At 59.9% G+C, this 16851-nt stretch carries 12 protein-coding genes and 7 pseudogenes; 3 read left to right on the top strand and 16 right to left on the bottom strand.

The genetic code is table 11. The features are described from left to right. Nucleotides 1-41: 41 nt before the first annotated feature. The 7 genes and pseudogenes from ABID19_RS33260 to tnpA (ABID19_RS33230) form a co-directional block, all read right to left on the bottom strand. Entirely contained in the window at nucleotides 42-1052 is a 1011-nt protein-coding gene (locus ABID19_RS33260) for a site-specific integrase (RefSeq protein ID WP_263807177.1), read from the bottom strand. Continuing rightward, nucleotides 1045-1653, bottom strand: a complete 609-nt coding sequence (locus ABID19_RS33255) for a tyrosine-type recombinase/integrase (protein WP_263807176.1) — start codon at nucleotides 1651-1653, stop codon at nucleotides 1045-1047. The genes ABID19_RS33260 and ABID19_RS33255 overlap by 8 nt, the downstream gene beginning before the upstream one ends. A gap of 104 nt (nucleotides 1654-1757) precedes the next feature. Further along, nucleotides 1758-2006: a hypothetical protein gene (locus ABID19_RS33250; protein WP_263807175.1), complete on the bottom strand. Its 249-nt coding sequence runs from the start codon at nucleotides 2004-2006 to the stop codon at nucleotides 1758-1760. Continuing rightward, complete coding sequence (locus ABID19_RS33245; RefSeq protein ID WP_263807174.1) at nucleotides 2003-3244, bottom strand: site-specific integrase; 1242 nt, start codon at nucleotides 3242-3244, stop codon at nucleotides 2003-2005. Before ABID19_RS33245 ends, ABID19_RS33250 begins: the two co-directional genes overlap by 4 nt. Before the next feature lie 139 nt (nucleotides 3245-3383). Continuing rightward, a pseudogene (gene tnpC, locus ABID19_RS33240) lies at nucleotides 3384-4116 on the bottom strand (IS66 family transposase); the annotation flags it as partial. Between the two features lie 69 nt (nucleotides 4117-4185). Beyond that, nucleotides 4186-4542 (bottom strand): IS66 family insertion sequence element accessory protein TnpB, encoded by a 357-nt coding sequence (gene tnpB, locus ABID19_RS33235; protein ID WP_263807173.1) that lies wholly within the window; start codon nucleotides 4540-4542, stop codon nucleotides 4186-4188. Next, nucleotides 4539-4952 (bottom strand): IS66-like element accessory protein TnpA, encoded by a 414-nt coding sequence (gene tnpA, locus ABID19_RS33230; RefSeq protein ID WP_263807172.1) that lies wholly within the window; start codon nucleotides 4950-4952, stop codon nucleotides 4539-4541. Before tnpA (ABID19_RS33230) ends, tnpB (ABID19_RS33235) begins: the two co-directional genes overlap by 4 nt. A 110-nt stretch (nucleotides 4953-5062) precedes the next feature. Here tnpA (ABID19_RS33230) and ABID19_RS33225 point away from each other — a divergent pair. Beyond that, nucleotides 5063-5197, top strand: a pseudogene (locus ABID19_RS33225) (IS6 family transposase); the annotation flags it as partial. Nucleotides 5198-5742: 545 nt separating this feature from the next. On the opposite strand, the pseudogene tnpC (ABID19_RS33220) reads toward ABID19_RS33225, so the two are convergent. The 3 genes and pseudogenes from tnpC (ABID19_RS33220) to tnpA (ABID19_RS33210) all read right to left on the bottom strand — a co-directional run bounded on the left by tnpC (ABID19_RS33220) (nucleotide 5743) and on the right by tnpA (ABID19_RS33210) (nucleotide 8133). Continuing rightward, a pseudogene (gene tnpC / locus ABID19_RS33220) lies at nucleotides 5743-7270 on the bottom strand (IS66 family transposase). 69 nt (nucleotides 7271-7339) lie between these two features. Beyond that, nucleotides 7340-7696: an IS66 family insertion sequence element accessory protein TnpB gene (gene tnpB / locus ABID19_RS33215; protein ID WP_263807171.1), complete on the bottom strand. Its 357-nt coding sequence runs from the start codon at nucleotides 7694-7696 to the stop codon at nucleotides 7340-7342. Beyond that, complete coding sequence (gene tnpA / locus ABID19_RS33210; RefSeq protein WP_263807170.1) at nucleotides 7693-8133, bottom strand: IS66-like element accessory protein TnpA; 441 nt, start codon at nucleotides 8131-8133, stop codon at nucleotides 7693-7695. The genes tnpB (ABID19_RS33215) and tnpA (ABID19_RS33210) overlap by 4 nt, the downstream gene beginning before the upstream one ends. A gap of 844 nt (nucleotides 8134-8977) precedes the next feature. Between tnpA (ABID19_RS33210) and ABID19_RS33205 the strand changes: the two genes are divergently transcribed. After that, a complete protein-coding gene (locus ABID19_RS33205; protein ID WP_263807169.1) occupies nucleotides 8978-10516 on the top strand; it encodes an aldehyde dehydrogenase family protein in 1539 nt (512 codons plus the stop codon). Between the two features lie 87 nt (nucleotides 10517-10603). Here ABID19_RS33205 and ABID19_RS33200 read toward each other — a convergent pair. After that, nucleotides 10604-10928: pseudogene (locus ABID19_RS33200) on the bottom strand (transposase); the annotation flags it as partial. Between the two features lie 146 nt (nucleotides 10929-11074). On the opposite strand from ABID19_RS33200, the pseudogene ABID19_RS33195 reads away from it, so the two are divergent. Next, a pseudogene (locus ABID19_RS33195) lies at nucleotides 11075-11229 on the top strand (IS6 family transposase); the annotation flags it as partial. 520 nt (nucleotides 11230-11749) lie between these two features. Here ABID19_RS33195 and ABID19_RS34450 read toward each other — a convergent pair. The 5 genes and pseudogenes from ABID19_RS34450 to ABID19_RS33155 form a co-directional block, all read right to left on the bottom strand. Continuing rightward, a pseudogene (locus ABID19_RS34450) lies at nucleotides 11750-13160 on the bottom strand (CapA family protein). 167 nt (nucleotides 13161-13327) lie between these two features. Beyond that, nucleotides 13328-13734: pseudogene (locus ABID19_RS34445) on the bottom strand (ATP-binding cassette domain-containing protein); the annotation flags it as partial. 70 nt (nucleotides 13735-13804) lie between these two features. After that, entirely contained in the window at nucleotides 13805-14608 is an 804-nt protein-coding gene (locus tag ABID19_RS33165) for a class I SAM-dependent methyltransferase (protein WP_263807167.1), read from the bottom strand. Between the two features lie 278 nt (nucleotides 14609-14886). After that, nucleotides 14887-15855 carry an ornithine cyclodeaminase family protein gene (locus tag ABID19_RS33160; protein ID WP_263807166.1) on the bottom strand — a complete coding sequence of 323 codons (969 nt, stop codon included), beginning with the start codon at nucleotides 15853-15855 and terminating at the stop codon, nucleotides 14887-14889. A gap of 799 nt (nucleotides 15856-16654) precedes the next feature. Further along, nucleotides 16655-16851 (bottom strand): ATP-binding protein (locus ABID19_RS33155; RefSeq protein WP_354494744.1); only part of this gene is annotated, 197 nt, incomplete at its 5' end.

The raw sequence follows: 16851 nt of genomic DNA, 5'->3' as shown, positions 1-16851 counted from the left end.
GGATTCTCGGACGACTTCCGGCTGGCGAACTGCGCATAATTTCAGAGACTCATCAGGAACTGCATGAGCTGGTCCGGCGGACGATATCGACCTTGACTGGACGTCATGGGCTGCAGTCGGTTGAGGGTACGTTCCTTCATCGCGAGATCTGCTTGAAGGTACATATGCGTCGTCGCGGAACTCTCATGACCGAGCCACAGAGCAATGACGCTGATATCGACGCCGGACTGCAGGAGATGCATCGCTGTGGTGTGGCGGATGGTGTGAGGCGAAATCGAGCGGCTCGCGAGTTGCGGGTAACGTTCCGCCGCAGCCGATACCGCAAGTTCAAAGCGCTGGGTGACGTTTGAACGCGCCATGCGCCCTCCGCTACGGTTCGGAAACAGGAAGTCCTCCTCGCTTGTGAAAGCCAGCCGACGTTTCCAGTTACGGATCAAGCTGACTGTCGTACGCCAAAGCGGCACGCTACGGTCTTTACGTCCCTTACCATGCAAGTGTGCAACCGCCGCGCCATCGACGATAACCTCGCCGACGCGTAGGCCGATGGCTTCGGACACACGGGCGCCAGTGTTGTACATCAGGCTGAACAGCGTGCGGTCCCGTTCACCTGCCCAGGTCCGCGCATCCGGCGCGTCAAGAATCGCCTGCATCTCCTCGCGCGAGAGAAATCCCAGGACCGGCCGGTCGAACCGTTTCATCGGAATGGCCAGTGCCTGTTGGATGACGATGAGCGCAGTCAGGTCGTAGTGGGCGGCATACTTCAGAAAGGAGCGAAGTGCCGCCAAGCGGGCATTGCGCGTGCGCACACCGTTGCTCCGTTCCTTCTCCAGATGGTCGAGGAAGTCCAGGATCAATTGCGCATCAAGATCGGCCAAGATCAGCCGGGTGGGCGCCTTGCCAATCTTCGCTTCGGCGAAGCCAAGCAACAATCGAAAAGTGTCCCGGTAGGCTGCGATGGTGCGAGGGCTGACAGCTCGCTGGTTGCCCAGATGTTCGACAAAGAAGCGTTGAAGCAGGATGGGGAAGGACGGTGTCGGGTTGAGATCAGACACGATAATCTCCTCCGACATTTGCTGCGAAAAGCTCGAAACGCCTGCCAGAGACCGCCATGAGTTCTGGGACGGCGGTCAGATACCAATAGGTATCGGAGATTTTGGCGTGGCCGACGTAGGTCGAGAGCGCTGCCATCCTATTGTCGATATCGGCGCCATGTTCGTGCCAAAGCTGAACGCGGCGGCAAATAAAGGTGTGGCGCAGGTCATGGATGCGCACTTCACGATGGCCGCCCCGCGGGGCCCAACCGAGTTTGGTACGAAGCTTCTGGAAAATCTTATTGATCCTCCGCTCCGCGATGAATCCGCCCTCTGAGGAGAGGAACAGCGGCGAATCCTTGGAGAGAGCGCCATGACGCGCACGAACCTCCAGATAGCGCCGCAACGCGGCTACGACGGTGGCATGCATAGGCACATGCCTGGACTTACGGAACTTCGTATTACGAATCGTAAGGACCGCGCTGTCGAGATTGATATCGCCGTAGCGCAGCTGGAGTGCTTCCGAGCGTCGTAGCCCCGTAGCCGCGATCAGTCCGAAGATCGTTGCGTATGTCGCTGGTCGCAAACCGCCCTTGGGAGTCAGCCGCGAAGCGGCAGCCACGAGATCGCATATCTCCTGCTCTGAATAGATATGCGGCGTGAGGCGTCGATGTGCACGACCAAAGATCGCGGTCTCAGGGAACTCAGTGTCGGGATCAACCCGCGTCAGATACCTCGTGAACGGGCAAGGACCTCGAGGCGCCGGGCCCAGGAGAGCGGGGTAGCTTTTTTGGCCTGACCTTGCACCCAGTTCAGAACGACACCGTCGGTGAGTGGGCCGCGATGACCGTGTTGGTCTGCGAACAGGGCGAAAGCGGTGATGTAATGGCCCTCCATCCTGAGCTTAAAACCAAGGGCGCGGCGCTCGGACAAATAGTCCTCGGCCAACGAGAGCATCGTGCGTGCGTTGATCATTGTGCGCTCCCCGGCCAAGGCAGAGCCACAGCAGATAGATTGTTCAGATCAACCTTTGCATAGATGGCGGACGTGTCGAGGCTTCGATGCCGCAAGATGTCCGCAATCTCCTTCATCGGCGCGCCGGCGCGTAGAAGTCGGCTGGCAGCGCTGTGGCGGAGAATGTGGACCCCGGTTCGCGTCCATCCACATCTTCGGTAGCCGGCCAATACTGCGCGTACGACGCTCTTGGTTGTGATCGGTTTGTCGTAGGGTACGACGTGACGAACAAATACGGCTCGGTTCGCCGTCGTAGGACGCTCCTCACGCAGATAGGCCGCAATCGCCGCTCCTGTTGAGACTGGCAGGGGCAGAGTATCAGCCCGTCGACTCTTGGTGCCGACAAGGTTGATTGTACCATTGGACCAGTTGATGTCGTTAAGTTGCAACTTGACGACTTCGCCGGATCGCAGGCCGAGATCGATTAGGCACCGCACCATCGCATAAGCTCGCAGGCGCGACGGAAACGACTGATCAAACGAACTCAGCAGTTGGTCGATCTCGGCATCGGTCAGAACCTCTGGTAATGACGCCAACCGCCAGCGCGCGACTCGGGGAATTGCGGCCTTCAGTTCGCTCACCCGATCGCCGGATATACTGCGAAAGCGGAGATAGAAGGCAATGGTGGCGCCTATCGCGGCGATGGCTGCGGAGCCTCGCCCCTGCTCGCCGAGGATGAAGTGACGGACGGTCGTGGCTGTCGCCATCGAAATGGGCTGCTCGCCGACATGTTCGACAAGAACCTCCTTAACCACTTTGCAGCGCCGCCGACGGGTCCTGTCTGCCAAACCCCAGACGTCTCGCATGTGGGTATCGAAACGCGTCAACTCCTGTTCGATAGCGGAGTTCCGAGCCGGATACTGCGGCACCACGCCGCCAGCTTTGAGTACCTCCAGAAGGTGGCCAAGTACCGCCTGCAGGTCATGACGAATACGGCGGACCGGATCGGGGCAGACGCATGCCGGCAAGTGTTCCGAGAGAAAGCGAATGACGGCGACTTGACCGATCGCTTCCAGGCGGTACCCCTCCTGTGTCAGCCAATGGGCGAAGTGCGCGATGCAGCACATGTAGGCGCGCTGGGTGCCCGGAGCATATCGCCTTCGTTGCAAATGCTCCCCGTATTGCGAAACGTAAGGCTGAAGAATACTTCCTTCCACCCAAGCGCGCGGCCGTGGCTGTATGACGATCATCTTTTGCATACTGATCTCCTATTGAGCTGATTACGCTCGATAGGAGACACAAGAATTATGCGCAGTTCGCCAGCCGGAAGTCATCCGAGAATCCGACGGTTAAAGTCTCCTGCCTCAGCAATCTGCGCATAATCACGAGGTGCACATAATCGCGGGCGTAGGCCCAGAGTTGCCCGGTCTTTGTCTTGCCGCGGCCTGGATCCAGCACGGGCGCCGTGGTCTCGTCGGCAAAGAGTTTGGGCGAGGCCTTCAGCTTCTCCAGCAGCCGCCCGCGGACCGGACGCAGATGCCAAGCCGCGCGGCCGACCCAGTCGGCGAGCGTGGAACGATCCAGATGTATGCCCTGCCGGGCATAGATTTGCACCTGGCGATAGAGCGGGAGGTGATCGGCATATTTGGAGACCAGAACCTGGGCGACGGTTGCCTCGGTCGGCAGCCCGCCTTCGATCAGTCGCGCCGGCGCCGGAGCCTGCACGACAACGTCCTCGCGCGCGACAGGCATATTTGGGCCGGTGCACGACGACGACGCGCAGTTGCGCCGGCACGATGTCGAGCCGCTCGCTGACGTCTTCACCGATCCGGTGAAGTCCGTTGCGGCAGCACGGGCAGGCACGGTTCATCCGCCACTTTGCGGTGTGCTCCCTGCGCTTGGCCGGATCGGCACATTCGACCTCTTCCTCGCCGGCCGCCTCGATCTGCTCGGCCTCCTCGAGCCCAAGGAGGAGTTGGTCTTCGGGCAGGCTTTCGGCCCGGCGGCCGAAGCGGTGGCGCTGCAGTTCCTTGATGATCTGGGTCAGGCGAGCATTGTCGACATCGCGCGCCAGGACCATCGCCGTCAGCACATCCGGATCGTCGGGAAGCTGGTCCGCTGTCATCGCCAAGAGCGGATCAGACCATATTCGCTCGCTCCGGGCGACGGCGGAATCCAGGCTGATTCACTTGGTCGCGGATCAGCCCGCCTGCAAGGGAATACTGGTCTGACGCGCCTCGTGGACCCGCCGCCAGTCGAGACCTTCGAGCAGCGCCGACAGTTGTGCGGCCGTCAGCCGCATCGCGCCATCCTGCACCTTCGGCCAGCGGAACTCGCCATCCTCCAGCCGCTTCGCATAGAGGCAGACCCCGGTGCCATCCCAGAAGATCAGCTTGATCCGATCCGTCCGTTTCGCGCGGAAGACATAGATCGCGCCGCTGAACGGATCGGCGCCCATCGTGTCGCGCACCAGTGCGGCCAAGCCCTCCGCTCCCTTGCGGAAGTCCACCGGCTTCGTCGCGACCATGACCTTGACCGCACCCGTCGGCCCGATCACGCCGTAGCCTTCAGCGCGCGGATCACCGCCGAGACCGTCCTGGCGTCGGCACCACGGCCGACCCGCACGGCGACGCCGTCTATCTCCAGCTCGATGACAGCGGCGTCTCGGGCCGGCTTCCGCTTCCGCTGCTTCGCTGGACGCTTTGCGCTCGGCTCGGAAATCGGCGCTGCGACCACCGCCGGAACAAACAACAGGTCGGATGCCGACACCTCCGCCAACGGCCGACGAGCGGCCCGACGCCAGGCAAAAAGCTGCTGCGGGGACAAGGCACAGCGCCGGGCTACCGCGCTCACGGTCTCGCCGACCTCGTAGCTTTCCGCCACGATCCGCGCCTTCTCATCCGGCAGCCATTCCCGCCGCCGACCGGAACCCGTGAATATCTCCAGCCGCCGGACCGAGATCCTCATCCTAGACTTAACTGTAAACTCTGAAATCGTCATATGTCGAAGCCCTCAAAGGCTCCGAACATCGTCCCTCACGTCGACACGCGAAAGGTGCCCCCAGAACAGCGCTTACGATGTTCAAGGGCCGTCAGTTCAACCAATCTGTGATCCTGCTTTGCGTGCGCTAGTACCTGGCCTACAATCTGAGCCTACGTGACCTTGAGGAGATGATGGTCGAGCGGGGCATTACGGTCGATCGCACGACCATCATCGGGGCGAGGTACGCCTGGTGCGCTATATCGACGAATTTGTGATCTGCTTCCAATATCGTTCGAACGCTCTGCGCGCCCAGGAGGCCTTGCATCACAGGTTGGGAAAGTTTGGCCTCACCCTCGAACCGACCAAGACAAAGCTGGTCGAGTTTGATCGGTTCGCACAACGACACGCAGACAGACGCGGCAGAAACCGTAATGCCCAGAAAATAGAATGTCGCCGGTCGCGACACGCTCCTTGAAGCCGAGACTTCTCCCTGCGCATGCCAACCTTGAAGTTGCCCTTCAGATCCGCGTGCAGTACAACGGACCGGATATTTCCGGCAACATCATAATAGGCATAGTGGGCACGCAGGGCAGCGTTTATCGCTCTGCCCTGATCACTGATCGCGTGATGCGTATTTGTCGCATCAACTCCTGCAACGACGGGCTGACCAAGGTGTATCGGGTCACTGAGCGTTACTGGCACAAGATGCTGTGCAGTCGCAGCTGTGACGCCTCGACTGGGACGCCTTCCACCAAATCAAAAGTAAGCGCTGTTCTCAGGCCACGGCCCTGATTTCGGGCGCACAGATGTAGGCCCAGGGCAGCAGGTCGTCGATCTGGCTGTTGGGGTGGCCGTTGACGATCCTGGTTAGGACATCGGCGAGATAGCCGAGCGGCTCGACACCGTTGAGTTTGCAGGTTTCGATCAGCGACGCGATGACTGCCCAGTGTTCGGCACCGCCGTCGGAGCCTGCAAAGAGTGCGTTCTTGCGGCTGAGTGCGATGGGTCGGATGGACCGCTCGACCGTGTTGCTGTCGATCTCGATGCGGCCGTCGTCGAGGAAGCGCGAGAGGCCTTCCCAGCGCGAGAGCGTGTAGCGGATCGCCTCGGCGAGCTTCGTCTTCTGACTGATCAGGCCGAGCTTTTCGCGCAGCCAGGGTTCGAAATCGGCGACGATAGCGCGGCTATTTTCCTGACGCATCGCGCGGCGCTCGTCGGCCGACCGGCCACGGATGCCGTCCTCGATCTTATAGAGCTCGGCGATCCGTCTCAGCGCCTCGCTGGCAATCGGCGCGGGACCGGCAGCTGCCAGTTCATAAAAGCGCCGACGGACATGCGCCCAGCAGAAGGCCAGCGTCACGCCGCTTTTGTCGGCCAGCATGCGATAGCCGCCATAGCCGTCGACCTGAAGGATTCCGGTGAAGCCTGCGAGATGAGCGATCAGACGCTCGGCCTTTCGGTCCGGCGCATAGACATAGGCGACGCCCGGCGGGTCGCTTCCCTCCCATGGTCGGTCATCGCGGGCATAGGCCCAGAGCTGGCCTGTCTTCGTCTTGCCGCGGCCCGGATCGAGCACCGGCGCGGTCGTCTCGTCGGCGAAGAGTTTTGGCGAGGACTTCAGCGTGCCAAGCAGCCGCTCATGCACCGGACGCAGATGCCAGGCGGCGCGGCCGACCCAGTCGGCGAGCGTGGACCGGTCGAGATTGATGCCCTGCCGGGCGTAGATCTGCGCCTGACGATAGAGCGGCAGATGATCGGCATATTTGGAGACCAGCACCTGGGCGACCGTCGCTTCGGTCGGAAGGCCGCCTTCGATCAGCCGGGCGGGCGCCGGAGCCTGAACGACAACGTCCTCGCAAGCCCGGCAGGCATATTTTGGTCGCCGCACGACGATCACACGTAGCTGCGCCGGAACGATGTCGAGCCGCTCGCTCACGTCTTCGCCGATGCGATGCAGGCCATTGCGGCAGCACGGACAGGCATGGTCCTCGATGTCGACGACCATCTCGACGCGAGGAAGGTGTGCCGGCAGCGCGCCTCGGTTCGCTCGGCGCTTGGCGACACGCGCCTGACGTTCCGTGGGAGCAGCCCGCTCGTTCTCCTCCTCGCCGGCGGCCTCGATCTGTTCGGCTTCTTCCAGCCCCAGCAGAAGCTGGTCTTCCGGCAGCGTCTCGGCACGTCGGCCGAAGCGGTGACGCTGCAATTCCTTGCTGGATCAGGCGGGCATTCTCGACGTCGCGCGCCAGGACCATCGCCTTCAGCGCGTCCGGATCGTCGGGAAGCTGGTCAGCCGTCATCGCCATGACCGGATCAGACCATATTCGCTGACAGCCCGCGACAGCGGAATCGATGCTGATTCACTTCGTCGCGGGTTAGCCCGCCAGGGCTGGAACGCGGGTCCGGCGCGCCTCGTGGACCCGCCGCCAGTCGAGCCCTTCGAGCAGCGCCGAGAGCTGCGCAGCCGTCAACCTCATCACGCCGTCCTGTACTTTCGGCCAGCGGAACTCGCCGTCCTCCAGACGCTTGGCATAAAGGCAGACTCCGGTGCCGTCCCAGAAGATTAGCTTGATCCTGTCGGTGCGCTTGGCGCGGAAGACGTAGACCGCGCCGCTGAACGGATCGGCGCCCATCGTCTCGCGCACCAGCGCGGCCAATCCCTCCGCGCCCTTGCGGAAGTCTACTGGCTTCGTCGCCACCATGACCTTGACCGCACCAGTCGGCCCGATCACGACGTCGCCTTCAACGCGCGAATGACCGCAGACACCGTGCTGGCGTCGGCGCCACGGCCGACCCGCATCACGACGCCGTCGATCTCAAGCTCGATCACGCCGGCGTCTCGCACCATCTTCCGCTTCCGTGGCCGTCCTGGGTGCTTCGCCGCGGATTCCGACGTCGGCGCCGCCACCACCGCCGGCACGAAGGCAGGAGAATCTTGCTGCACCGAAGCGGCCCGCTTGCGCGCTTCGCGGCGCCAGGCGAAGACCTGCTGCGGTCTGAGGCCATAACGGCGGGCGACCTCAGAAATGATTGCGTTCGGTTCCAGCGTCTCCGCGATGATCCGCGCTTTGTCATCCACCGACCACTGACGCCGGCCGCCAGCACCGTTGATCACCTCGAAACGTCGAGGTTGCCGCTCCGGGTCAAGCGTAAGGTCAAGTCCAGACACAAGCCGATCTCCGATCCCAATGCAGAACCGGCAACCTCACAGATCGCGACCACTCCCGAAAGGTGGTCCCGAAACACCGCTTACAATCAAAAAACGGACCCCGCTACTGCATCCGAAACTGCGGCTCCCCTACCGGGGCTGCGGGCACTTGCGGTGCTGTGAAGCAACTGCGCAGGAGCGTGGTGCGGTAGCTCCGCACGCCACGTTCTGTGGGAACCGGGGGACCGCCTCCGGTGACCCGGTCGAAGCCGAATGGCTGAACTCGACCGCGACGACCCAGGAAGTCACTTCTTAGTGGCGGATGACCCCTTGTCGGCTTTGTTGACTTCGCGACACAGTAGTGTTCGGCCTGTTTTCGCTTACCTCTCATTTAGGCCATGCGATCATAATAGAAAATCGATTTGAGGCTTTCTCTGCGCTGTTGGCACAAGTTTTGAAGCTTCTTCGTCCAGAGGCGGTTAGAAACCGTTTGGAAATTCTACTCTGGCGGCCATCTGAAGGCGTTTTCTGCGCTTCCGGTGGTCACGGACCAACGTCCGCTGTGCGTCGGTTCTCGAAACCACCATGATATGACTCGCCGGAGCGAATTTCGAAACGGTCTCTTAGAGATCCGACCGAGAGAGGATTGTTCACTGAACCACTTGCTTCGGGAGGAGGCTGCCATGACTAGACCGGTTCGCCAGCCCGATACATTCGGAGCCCTACAACCAAATCCCCCTCGAGCCCACGTTTTGTTTCTTCCAGGAAGCGCGCAATTTGAGGCTCTGCGATCCTTCCGGAGCCCAGGGCGCGAGGTGCAACGCCCGCAATCATCTGAAATCAACGCCGAGTCTCGGAGAGACCCATGTCCGATCCAACGAAAGCGGAAACCACAATCCGCAATGTCGATCTTTCCAGTGAAGTTGACAGGTTACTCGCCGCAGTCGGAGTAGGCCGACCCCACTGCAAAGATGGGATGCTCGAGGTGCATACTCCTATAACCGGTCAGATCATCGGACACGTCAAGCAAACAAGCTCCGGGGAGGCGGTCGCGATCATCGAAGCGGCGCATACGGCTTTCCACGCGTGGAGACTCGTGCCCGCGCCGAAGCGGGGGGAGTTGGTACGGCTGCTTGGCGAAGAATTGCAGAACAACAAGGAGAGCCTCAGCCGGCTGGTCTCGATCGAAGTTGGGAAAGTCGCCTCGGAGAGCCTTGGTGAAGTCGAACAAACGATCGAGGTCTGCGACTTTGCGCTCCGACTTTCTCGGCAGTGCGGTGGCCTGACGATCGCGACCGAGCGCGGCAAGGATCGGATAACGGAAACTTGGCATCCGCTCGGCGTCACCGGAATCATCTCAAACTTCAGTTCTCCAGTGCTGGTGTGGGCGTGGAATGCGGCACTTGCTCTCGTGTGCGGCAACAGCGTCGTGTGGAAGCCGTCGGAGAGGACACCGTTAACCGCGCTGGCCACCGCGGCGTTGCTTGAACGTGCCTTGAAGCGCTTTAAGCAAGAGGGCGGGGCGGCGCCAGAGAGCCTCTCGGCAGTACTATTTGGCGGTCGCGAGGTCGGCGACCTCCTCGTTGACTACCCAAAGGTAGCATTGGTCTCAGCTACGGGTTCCAAGGCAATGGGCCTTGCCTTTGGGCCGCGGCTTGCCAAACGCTTCGCACGTGCGATTCTTGACCTCGGCGGCAACAATGCCGCAATTGTTGCGCCCACGGCCGACCTCGACCTGACGCTGCGCGCTGTTGCCCTCGCTGCAATCAGCACAGCTGGCCAGCGCTACACAACTCTGCGTCGCCTATCCGTTCACGAGAGCGTATATGACACATTCGTACCGCGCCTGAAGCGTGTGTATGATTCCCTCACGATCGGCGATCCTCTTGAGGCCCGCACGCTAGTTGGTCCATTGGTCGACGGCGCAGCCTATCGCAACATGCAAAGCGTACTCCAATCTGCGAAAGCTGCAGGTGCGACGGTTTATGGCGGTGAACGCGTGCTTATCGACGCGGCGGCGGATGGCTACTACGTCCGTCCGGCCATGGTGGAAATCATCGCACAGAAGGGGCCAGTCGAACACGAGACCTTCGCGCCGATCCTATACGTGACAAAATACCGCCACCTCGATTCCATGCTTCAGTTGCACAACACCGTTACGCAGCAAGTTTCGTCCTCGATCTTCACCAATGATCCGCGCGAAGCCGAAACATTCCTGTCGGCGCGTGGATCCGACTACGGCATCGCCAACGTCAATACCAGCCCATCAGGCAGAGCAATAGGCGTCTTTGGAAGCGAGAAGGAGACAAGCGCTTGGCGGAAATCCGAGTCAGACGTGTGGAAGGCTTATATGCGCCGTGCGCATCAAGAACGGTTGAATGCTATGGCTCGCGCGTCGCCTTAGGCCAGATCGTGTTGGAGAAGTCAGCGAGGAAGCCCGCGATTTTGTTGCCGCGCCGTGTTGCGATTGAGGTCGAACGGCCTCCTTGTCCTAGTTGGACGGGCTTGGCGCTGGAGCGGTGCAGATCTTGGCCGGTTTCCTAAGGTTCTGCGATTGCTGCTAGATGGAACTCATCGCGCGCTAGGGGGCCCCGCTATCGCTACGATCGAGCTTCAGACGTTTGAGGTGGGCCAACAGATTCTCCACCTTCTTCCGTTGACAACTTTCAGGATTGGTAGGCGTCGGTTTTGGCGATATTGCGGGTCATGTACCGCGCGCGCTCGTAAATCGAGCGCGTCACCTTTCGTGCCGGCGCATTGCGACAGCAACGAGATTTCAGCGCGCAGGTGTCGCAGTCGTCGTTGGTCGCTCTGTAGTTCCTCGATCGTGCCGATCCCACGCTGACGGTGAGCGTCAGCGACGATCATGCCGACATCGGTCGCAAAGCCTTCGCCCCCACGAGGCCCTCCCGGAGGACGGTCTCGAATAGTTCGCGCAGCAGATCGGCGTCAATAATCTCCTGAGCAGGATCATCGACGGATCAAGCGCTGTATCGGCCAATGCTCGGCTTCAAGTCGCTCGTCACTACCGGCATCATCCTGTTCGGCATCGAAATGGTCCACATGATGCGCAAGCGACAGGCGAGGTATGCCTTCAATCCGACTCCGTCCCTGGCCCCATTCTCGCTGCCTGACCAGCGCACCAATCCTTCCTCCTGCGTACCCAACCCAGTCACTGCAGCACACAAACCCGACGACGCGCTCCATCTGCAGATCGGTGACGGGGACAATTCGGCAGAGACGGCAGGACAGGCCGAACTCGATCATGCGGGCGAAGAGCTCGCAAGTGACGACGGCAATTCCGCTAATAGACACCACTAAGGTGCTGCAGCCGCCGCCGTTGTTGCCGGATGCCCCCCAACCGACGATGCCTTTCTCGATGACGACAACGTCGACGCCGGCTTGTGCCAGCCACTAGCCGGCGCTCAGTCCTGCGACACCGCCGCCGCCCACGGCGAATGCACGCCTGGTCTCAGTCATGGCCACCTCGATCGTCAACCGCCGCCGCAACGGTCGCGTCGTTGGTCGCCACCGAATGAAAATCGAATGTCTCCCATTGGGATAGCCGTTGCGAGGGGATTCCCGACCAGAGAGCCCAGCGTAGGTCACCCCGCTGCTTGGCGCCCCCCAAGTCACGTCATAGTGACGAGCCGGGCCACGGTCCGATGACTCCAACGTCGTTCTCGATGGCTACGTCAGTTCCAAATGGCTTCGACAGCTTTTGTAGACGGTCCAGAATGGCCTTTGCCTTTGGCCCGGTAACCAGACGCGGGATGCCCCTATTGGCAAATCTCTTCGAATGCCCGAGCTCGATAGGATAAAGTCGCAATTCAGCGAGCTTGTTTTGCTCAAACCGACCGACGGTGACAACACTCTCATAGAAGACTGGGCCGGATAGCGTGCCTACAAATCCTTCTGCCGTAGGATATCCTTTTGCCGCCTCGTCGACCGTCGCCTCGGCATCTGTGTCGACCCGCGGGCCCTTCCAGTAGGCCTCGAACATGTCAGCCCCGCAGGCGTCCGGAGGTCGTCATAGAAGAAATTTCCCAAGCTATAAAAGATCGGGCGGCCCTTATAGATCTCGATGCCTCGCGGAAGATGCGGCCCGTGTCCTACATATGCGTCCGCCCCAGCATCGATCATCTTGCGCGCAAAGGATTGCTGGTAATCCGGCGGTTCCTGGCTCACTTTGTGGCTCCAATTGGGCTCGTGACGGTGGTTGGTGACAATGCAGAAGTCAGAGAACTGCTTACCCGGCGAACATTTCGTAGGATGTCGGCGACATCGCGCGGGTTTGCTTCGTAGCTGTAACCGGGCTTGTCGCCTGCTTTATATGTACCCCCACTGGAGCACGACCCGGCTTGGATCCTTCCCGCCGGCCTTGAAACCGGGCAACGCATCGCGCACTTGTCTCAAGTTTTCGAGCATCCCGGCGGGACCACGATGCTTTCCGCCAAACGAAGGGGGGTTGAGTCCAGGTCTGCCTGGCGCCTCGCCAGCGGGATCGCACGCACGAGACATTGGCGCGAACGTTGCAGCAAATGACACCAACCCACGCGACCGCGTGCAGCTTCCAAAAAGCGAGCGGCGCCGGCTTGAGCAAGATTCTCGCCGGAACCTGCATGGACGATACCACTCTCATCGAGCACCCGACTCGTCACGCGCATGCCTCGAAGGCCCCAATCAAGCGTATGGTTGTTTGCACGACCGACGATGTTTGTTGAAACCCATCGCTTTCAAATCAGACCCGAGTTCCGGCAGGCTGACGTGATAAGCGCCGCCGTGTTCAGCCTCCGGGCTTCCTTTGAACGATAGGACGTCGAAGATCAGGGTCTCCATGTTGCCGAACGTGACATCGGCATTACGAAGGATCTTGATGATGTCATCGAGGCCGGGATGATGGCCTTCGGCGCTCGGGACACGATCAGGTCGCCAACTGCTACCATCGTTAAGCCATCAGCGACGCCCGTTGCAATCGACCCGACCGTATCATAGTTTTCACCCGGTTGGTCAAGACAAGAACCGATCCCGCGTGTATATTCTTCCATAGTCCTCTTGCTCTTCTTTTCGCTGCATTTGAGATTGGTTCAGTGTTCGTGTCAGCGGTGCAATCGGGATGCTGCATCGGGTGAAAGAGCCTCTGACATAGCCTAGGACGGCGCTAGCAGGCTGGCCCCGAAGTTCCGCTGCAGAAGCGCGCACATGACAGGCCACGACGCGGCCGTCTGGGATTGGGCACTGGTGCCGCCGCGGGCGGCGCCTCCCTGCAGGGTGGACCGGCTTGGCGAAGAGCGCCTCGCAGGGCGCTAACTGCACAATCTGCCCTAGATGATGACCGCGACACCGCGACGCGATTGCCGATATGCTCCACGACGCTAAGATTATGCGCCATGAAGATGAAGGCGATGCCCACCTGCTCCTGCAGATACATCAGCGGGTTTAGGATTTGTGCCTGAACGGAGACGTCAACGGCGATACCGCCTCGTCGGCAATGATCAGCGAGGGCCCGGCGGCCGGCCCACGCGCAATGCAGAGCCGCTCGCGCTGGCCACCGGACAGCTCGGACGGGAGCCCGTGCATCATCTCCGGCGAGATCCCGACCTTTGGCAGCAGTTCTGCGGCAGGCGTCATGGCCAGCACCCGACGATTCTGCCTGCAAACTCTCGCGGCAATGCATAGAGTGAAACAGACTTCATGACCAGGGCCCTAATTTAGCCGTCCCTTGCGGTCCCAGCCGATAAGCGGCAATATGGGTCCACCCGAAGTGTCGGGACAGTAGTCTACCGAAACGTCCCCTTTCAAAAGGGCATCGATCGAGCAAACCCCAGTCGACGTTGTAAAGATCGAACTCACCCTCAATTGTTAATCCGAGCTGGCAGCACAGTTGATCCAGCGCTGCCACGCTTCGGCACTGACGTGCCGTCCGAATATCGACACAACTACCGCCCAATAAACCTGTTCGCACCAGATTTCGGAGCGTTAAGGCCCAGACTCGTTTCGGCCGAAACGACAGGATGTGGCGAGTCACCGCCACCAATGTAAACAGGCTAGCGGGGTTCGTGTACGAAGCGACGAACATGCCGGTCGGCTTCAAGAGTGAGAGTGTGCGCTGAATAAAAGCAGGTTGATCCTGAACATACGGCAAGACGCCGATAGCGGCAATGAGGTCAAAGCGTCCTTCAAACGGCAAAGAGTCAGCTGTGCACACCTGAAAGCGCTCCTCCGGGGCGTCGAGGACTCCGCGCGCTGCTTGGATCGCAATTTCGATTTGCACTGACGACAGATCAGCTCCGTGTACGTCAAATCCACGTCTCCCCAAATCAAGACACAGCTGGCCTGTTCCGCACCCGATATCTAGCATTCGACCTGGCGAGGTATTACGCAATACGAACTCCGCGACGAAAGCAGCTCGTCGAGCGAAAAAAGAATTCGGATCGCGAGCAGTCCTAGCAAATTCCACACCGCAATCATTCCAGAATTGGACGGGGTCGCTCATCTTGTTCCTTCCTCCTCTCAAGCTGTGTTGCCCGCGTCACCGATCCGGCTGGCCTTCGCCGCCGCCTCCCAAAACCCTGCTTGTTCTGCTCGCTCGCGATCAGCTGCAGCCAGCAGGGCCGTGAACGGCGGGGTATCGAGCCCCATTTACCCGAGACATCCATCCTTCACCAAGTTCAGACGCACCCGCGGTGAAAAAGGCGCCTCGACATCTGCGCTCGTTCCCTACGCCTAATCCACGCAATCATGCTCATGAATAAGACAGGCCAGTAACATGTCTCATCGCGGCAGAATCGTTCCCACCCCAAAAGCACGGGCTTTACGGAGAGCTAGTCCGGCCAAAGCCAGATCGGCGATCCCGAGACCTCGGAAGCCGAAAAAGGCTCTGATTGGAACAGGAGGCCGAGACGAGCCAGAAGCAAGATGCACAAGATCGTCCTGAAATCTCACACCCTCAACATAACTTCCAGATGCGTCAACCGGCGATGTATCTTGCTCCAGACTGTCTGTGATAAGTCTGTCGAAAGCAGTGAGCGTTTCCGGCCGCCAGCTCCTGCCTCCATCCACAGCCGAGGCGAACGCCGAACACGGTAGAGATCGAGCGTCCAGAAATGGTTTCAATCCAGGTGAACTCGGAATCATAGAGACCACGATCTCGCTTTCGCTCAACAGCTGATCAGGATTGTGTGCGATGATTGGATCTAGCTGTTTTTCGGAAGCGACAGTTGCGATCCTCTCGGCTGAGCGGACGTTTCGACTGAAGAGATAGATCCTGCGTAGCGACGGAAACAGATCGACAAACGCATCAAGATGGCTAAACGCCTGCAGGCCGCAGCCGATCAAGCCAATCGTTGCGGATGCCTCAGGAGCGAGATAGATCGCCGCCGCTGCGGACATCGCCGCTGTCCTTATTAGCGTAATCGAATTGCCATCGAGAACTGCGATGGGCACTCCCGATTTGTAGTCGCTCACACAGACCAAGCCGTTTACTACCGGCCTTGTTTGTGTCCCTTCGACTGGAACAACGGCCACGCATTTCACTGTTGCGATACCGTCGCCTTCGGATGCCGAGCTCATCGAGATGAGCCAGGAACTCGGACCGATGGTGATAAACGATTTCGGCAAGCCGACGTTGCGGCCAGAAGCGTTGTCGCGAAAGGCTCCAAGAACTGCCTCGCGTGCCTCGCGAGGTGTAATTTGCAAGTCTTGGATATCAGAATTCGACAGGTAAAGCAGCTTGGTTGACATCGCTGGTACTCTCTTATGATGAAGTTGCGCGCTACCATACTATGCGAAAACGGCTGGGTATTTGGATCCGACTTCGTTATCGAGGCGGTCCGAAATCTGTGTAACGTCGTCGTGGGCGACATCGCATTAATTTTGCTGCGCCGGTGCCAGTCACATCTTTGGTTTGTGAAACTTGACCGGGGCCGGTGTGGCCATGGACAGATGCGTAAAATGAGCCGTCGGAAAACCGGTTTTCTTTTTCTAAAGACATAAGCGAAATTCCTTCTTACATGTAGATAACGAGGAATTTACCGACAAAACGTCGCGGTATATTTTTATACTGCGGTCATCTGCGAGAGGTCGCGACCCACACGTCTTGGGGCTGTTTTTGTTAACCAGACCAATGCACCAGCACTCGTCGTGTGAAATTGCAGTAATCCGGTTTGGCGCTGTGGCATTCACGAGTGTTACTACACTCCAGCGCAAATGCCGTGCCAGCCTTGGCTCGCTCTGCAAGCTCCTGAATAAGCTTTGAAAATCGGGGCCTTTGCCCAGCCGGCAGCGTGTCTTGGATCTGACAATATCTATGCCTCTGTCCCAAAACCGCCAACGATTGCCAGCCTCGAACCGACAGACTCAGCTTGCCAAGCCATGGTCAGAGCATCCGTTTGTCAATGACCACGGAATCGGGACCCTGGTTTTTCGCGCAAACGGGACCCCGGTATTGGGGTGTTGAAGGGCACGCCGGTAAGCGCCCGATCACGCGAAGCTGGTCGGGGTTGCACAGCCTGATCGGGCGCGACTAATTGGCTTTCGGACTTCAGCTTTGAGAGCGGCTCTTGAAGCGCCAGGATTCGTTGCCAGTCTCGGCGATCTCGCAGTGATGGGTGAGGCGGTCGAGCAGCGCGGTGGTCATCTTGGCGTCCGCGAATGCTTCATGATGCACCTTTCTTTGATCGCCTGGTCCGTTGCAGCCGGCGTTGAAGTTGATCGATCTGGTCGCTGGAAAGGCTGATC

This window comes from Mesorhizobium robiniae (assembly GCF_040545535.1).
Classification (GTDB): Bacteria; Pseudomonadota; Alphaproteobacteria; order Rhizobiales; family Rhizobiaceae; genus Mesorhizobium; species Mesorhizobium robiniae.
The sequence above is the reverse complement of the archived record's forward strand: the minus strand, read 5'-3'. Positions and strand labels throughout refer to the sequence as shown.

What these genes read in the sequence shown, in the direction of transcription:
- ABID19_RS33160 (WP_263807166.1), bottom strand. Translation starts at nt 15,855, where the DNA reads ATGTCAACCAAGCTGCTTTACCTGTCGAATTCTGATATCCAAGACTTG.
- ABID19_RS33250 (WP_263807175.1), bottom strand. Translation starts at nt 2,006, where the DNA reads ATGATCAACGCACGCACGATGCTCTCGTTGGCCGAGGACTATTTGTCC.
- ABID19_RS33245 (WP_263807174.1), bottom strand. Translation starts at nt 3,244, where the DNA reads ATGCAAAAGATGATCGTCATACAGCCACGGCCGCGCGCTTGGGTGGAA.
- ABID19_RS33205 (WP_263807169.1), top strand. Translation starts at nt 8,978, where the DNA reads ATGTCCGATCCAACGAAAGCGGAAACCACAATCCGCAATGTCGATCTT.
- tnpA (WP_263807172.1), bottom strand. Translation starts at nt 4,952, where the DNA reads ATGAGGATCTCGGTCCGGCGGCTGGAGATATTCACGGGTTCCGGTCGG.
- ABID19_RS33165 (WP_263807167.1), bottom strand. Translation starts at nt 14,608, where the DNA reads ATGAGCGACCCCGTCCAATTCTGGAATGATTGCGGTGTGGAATTTGCT.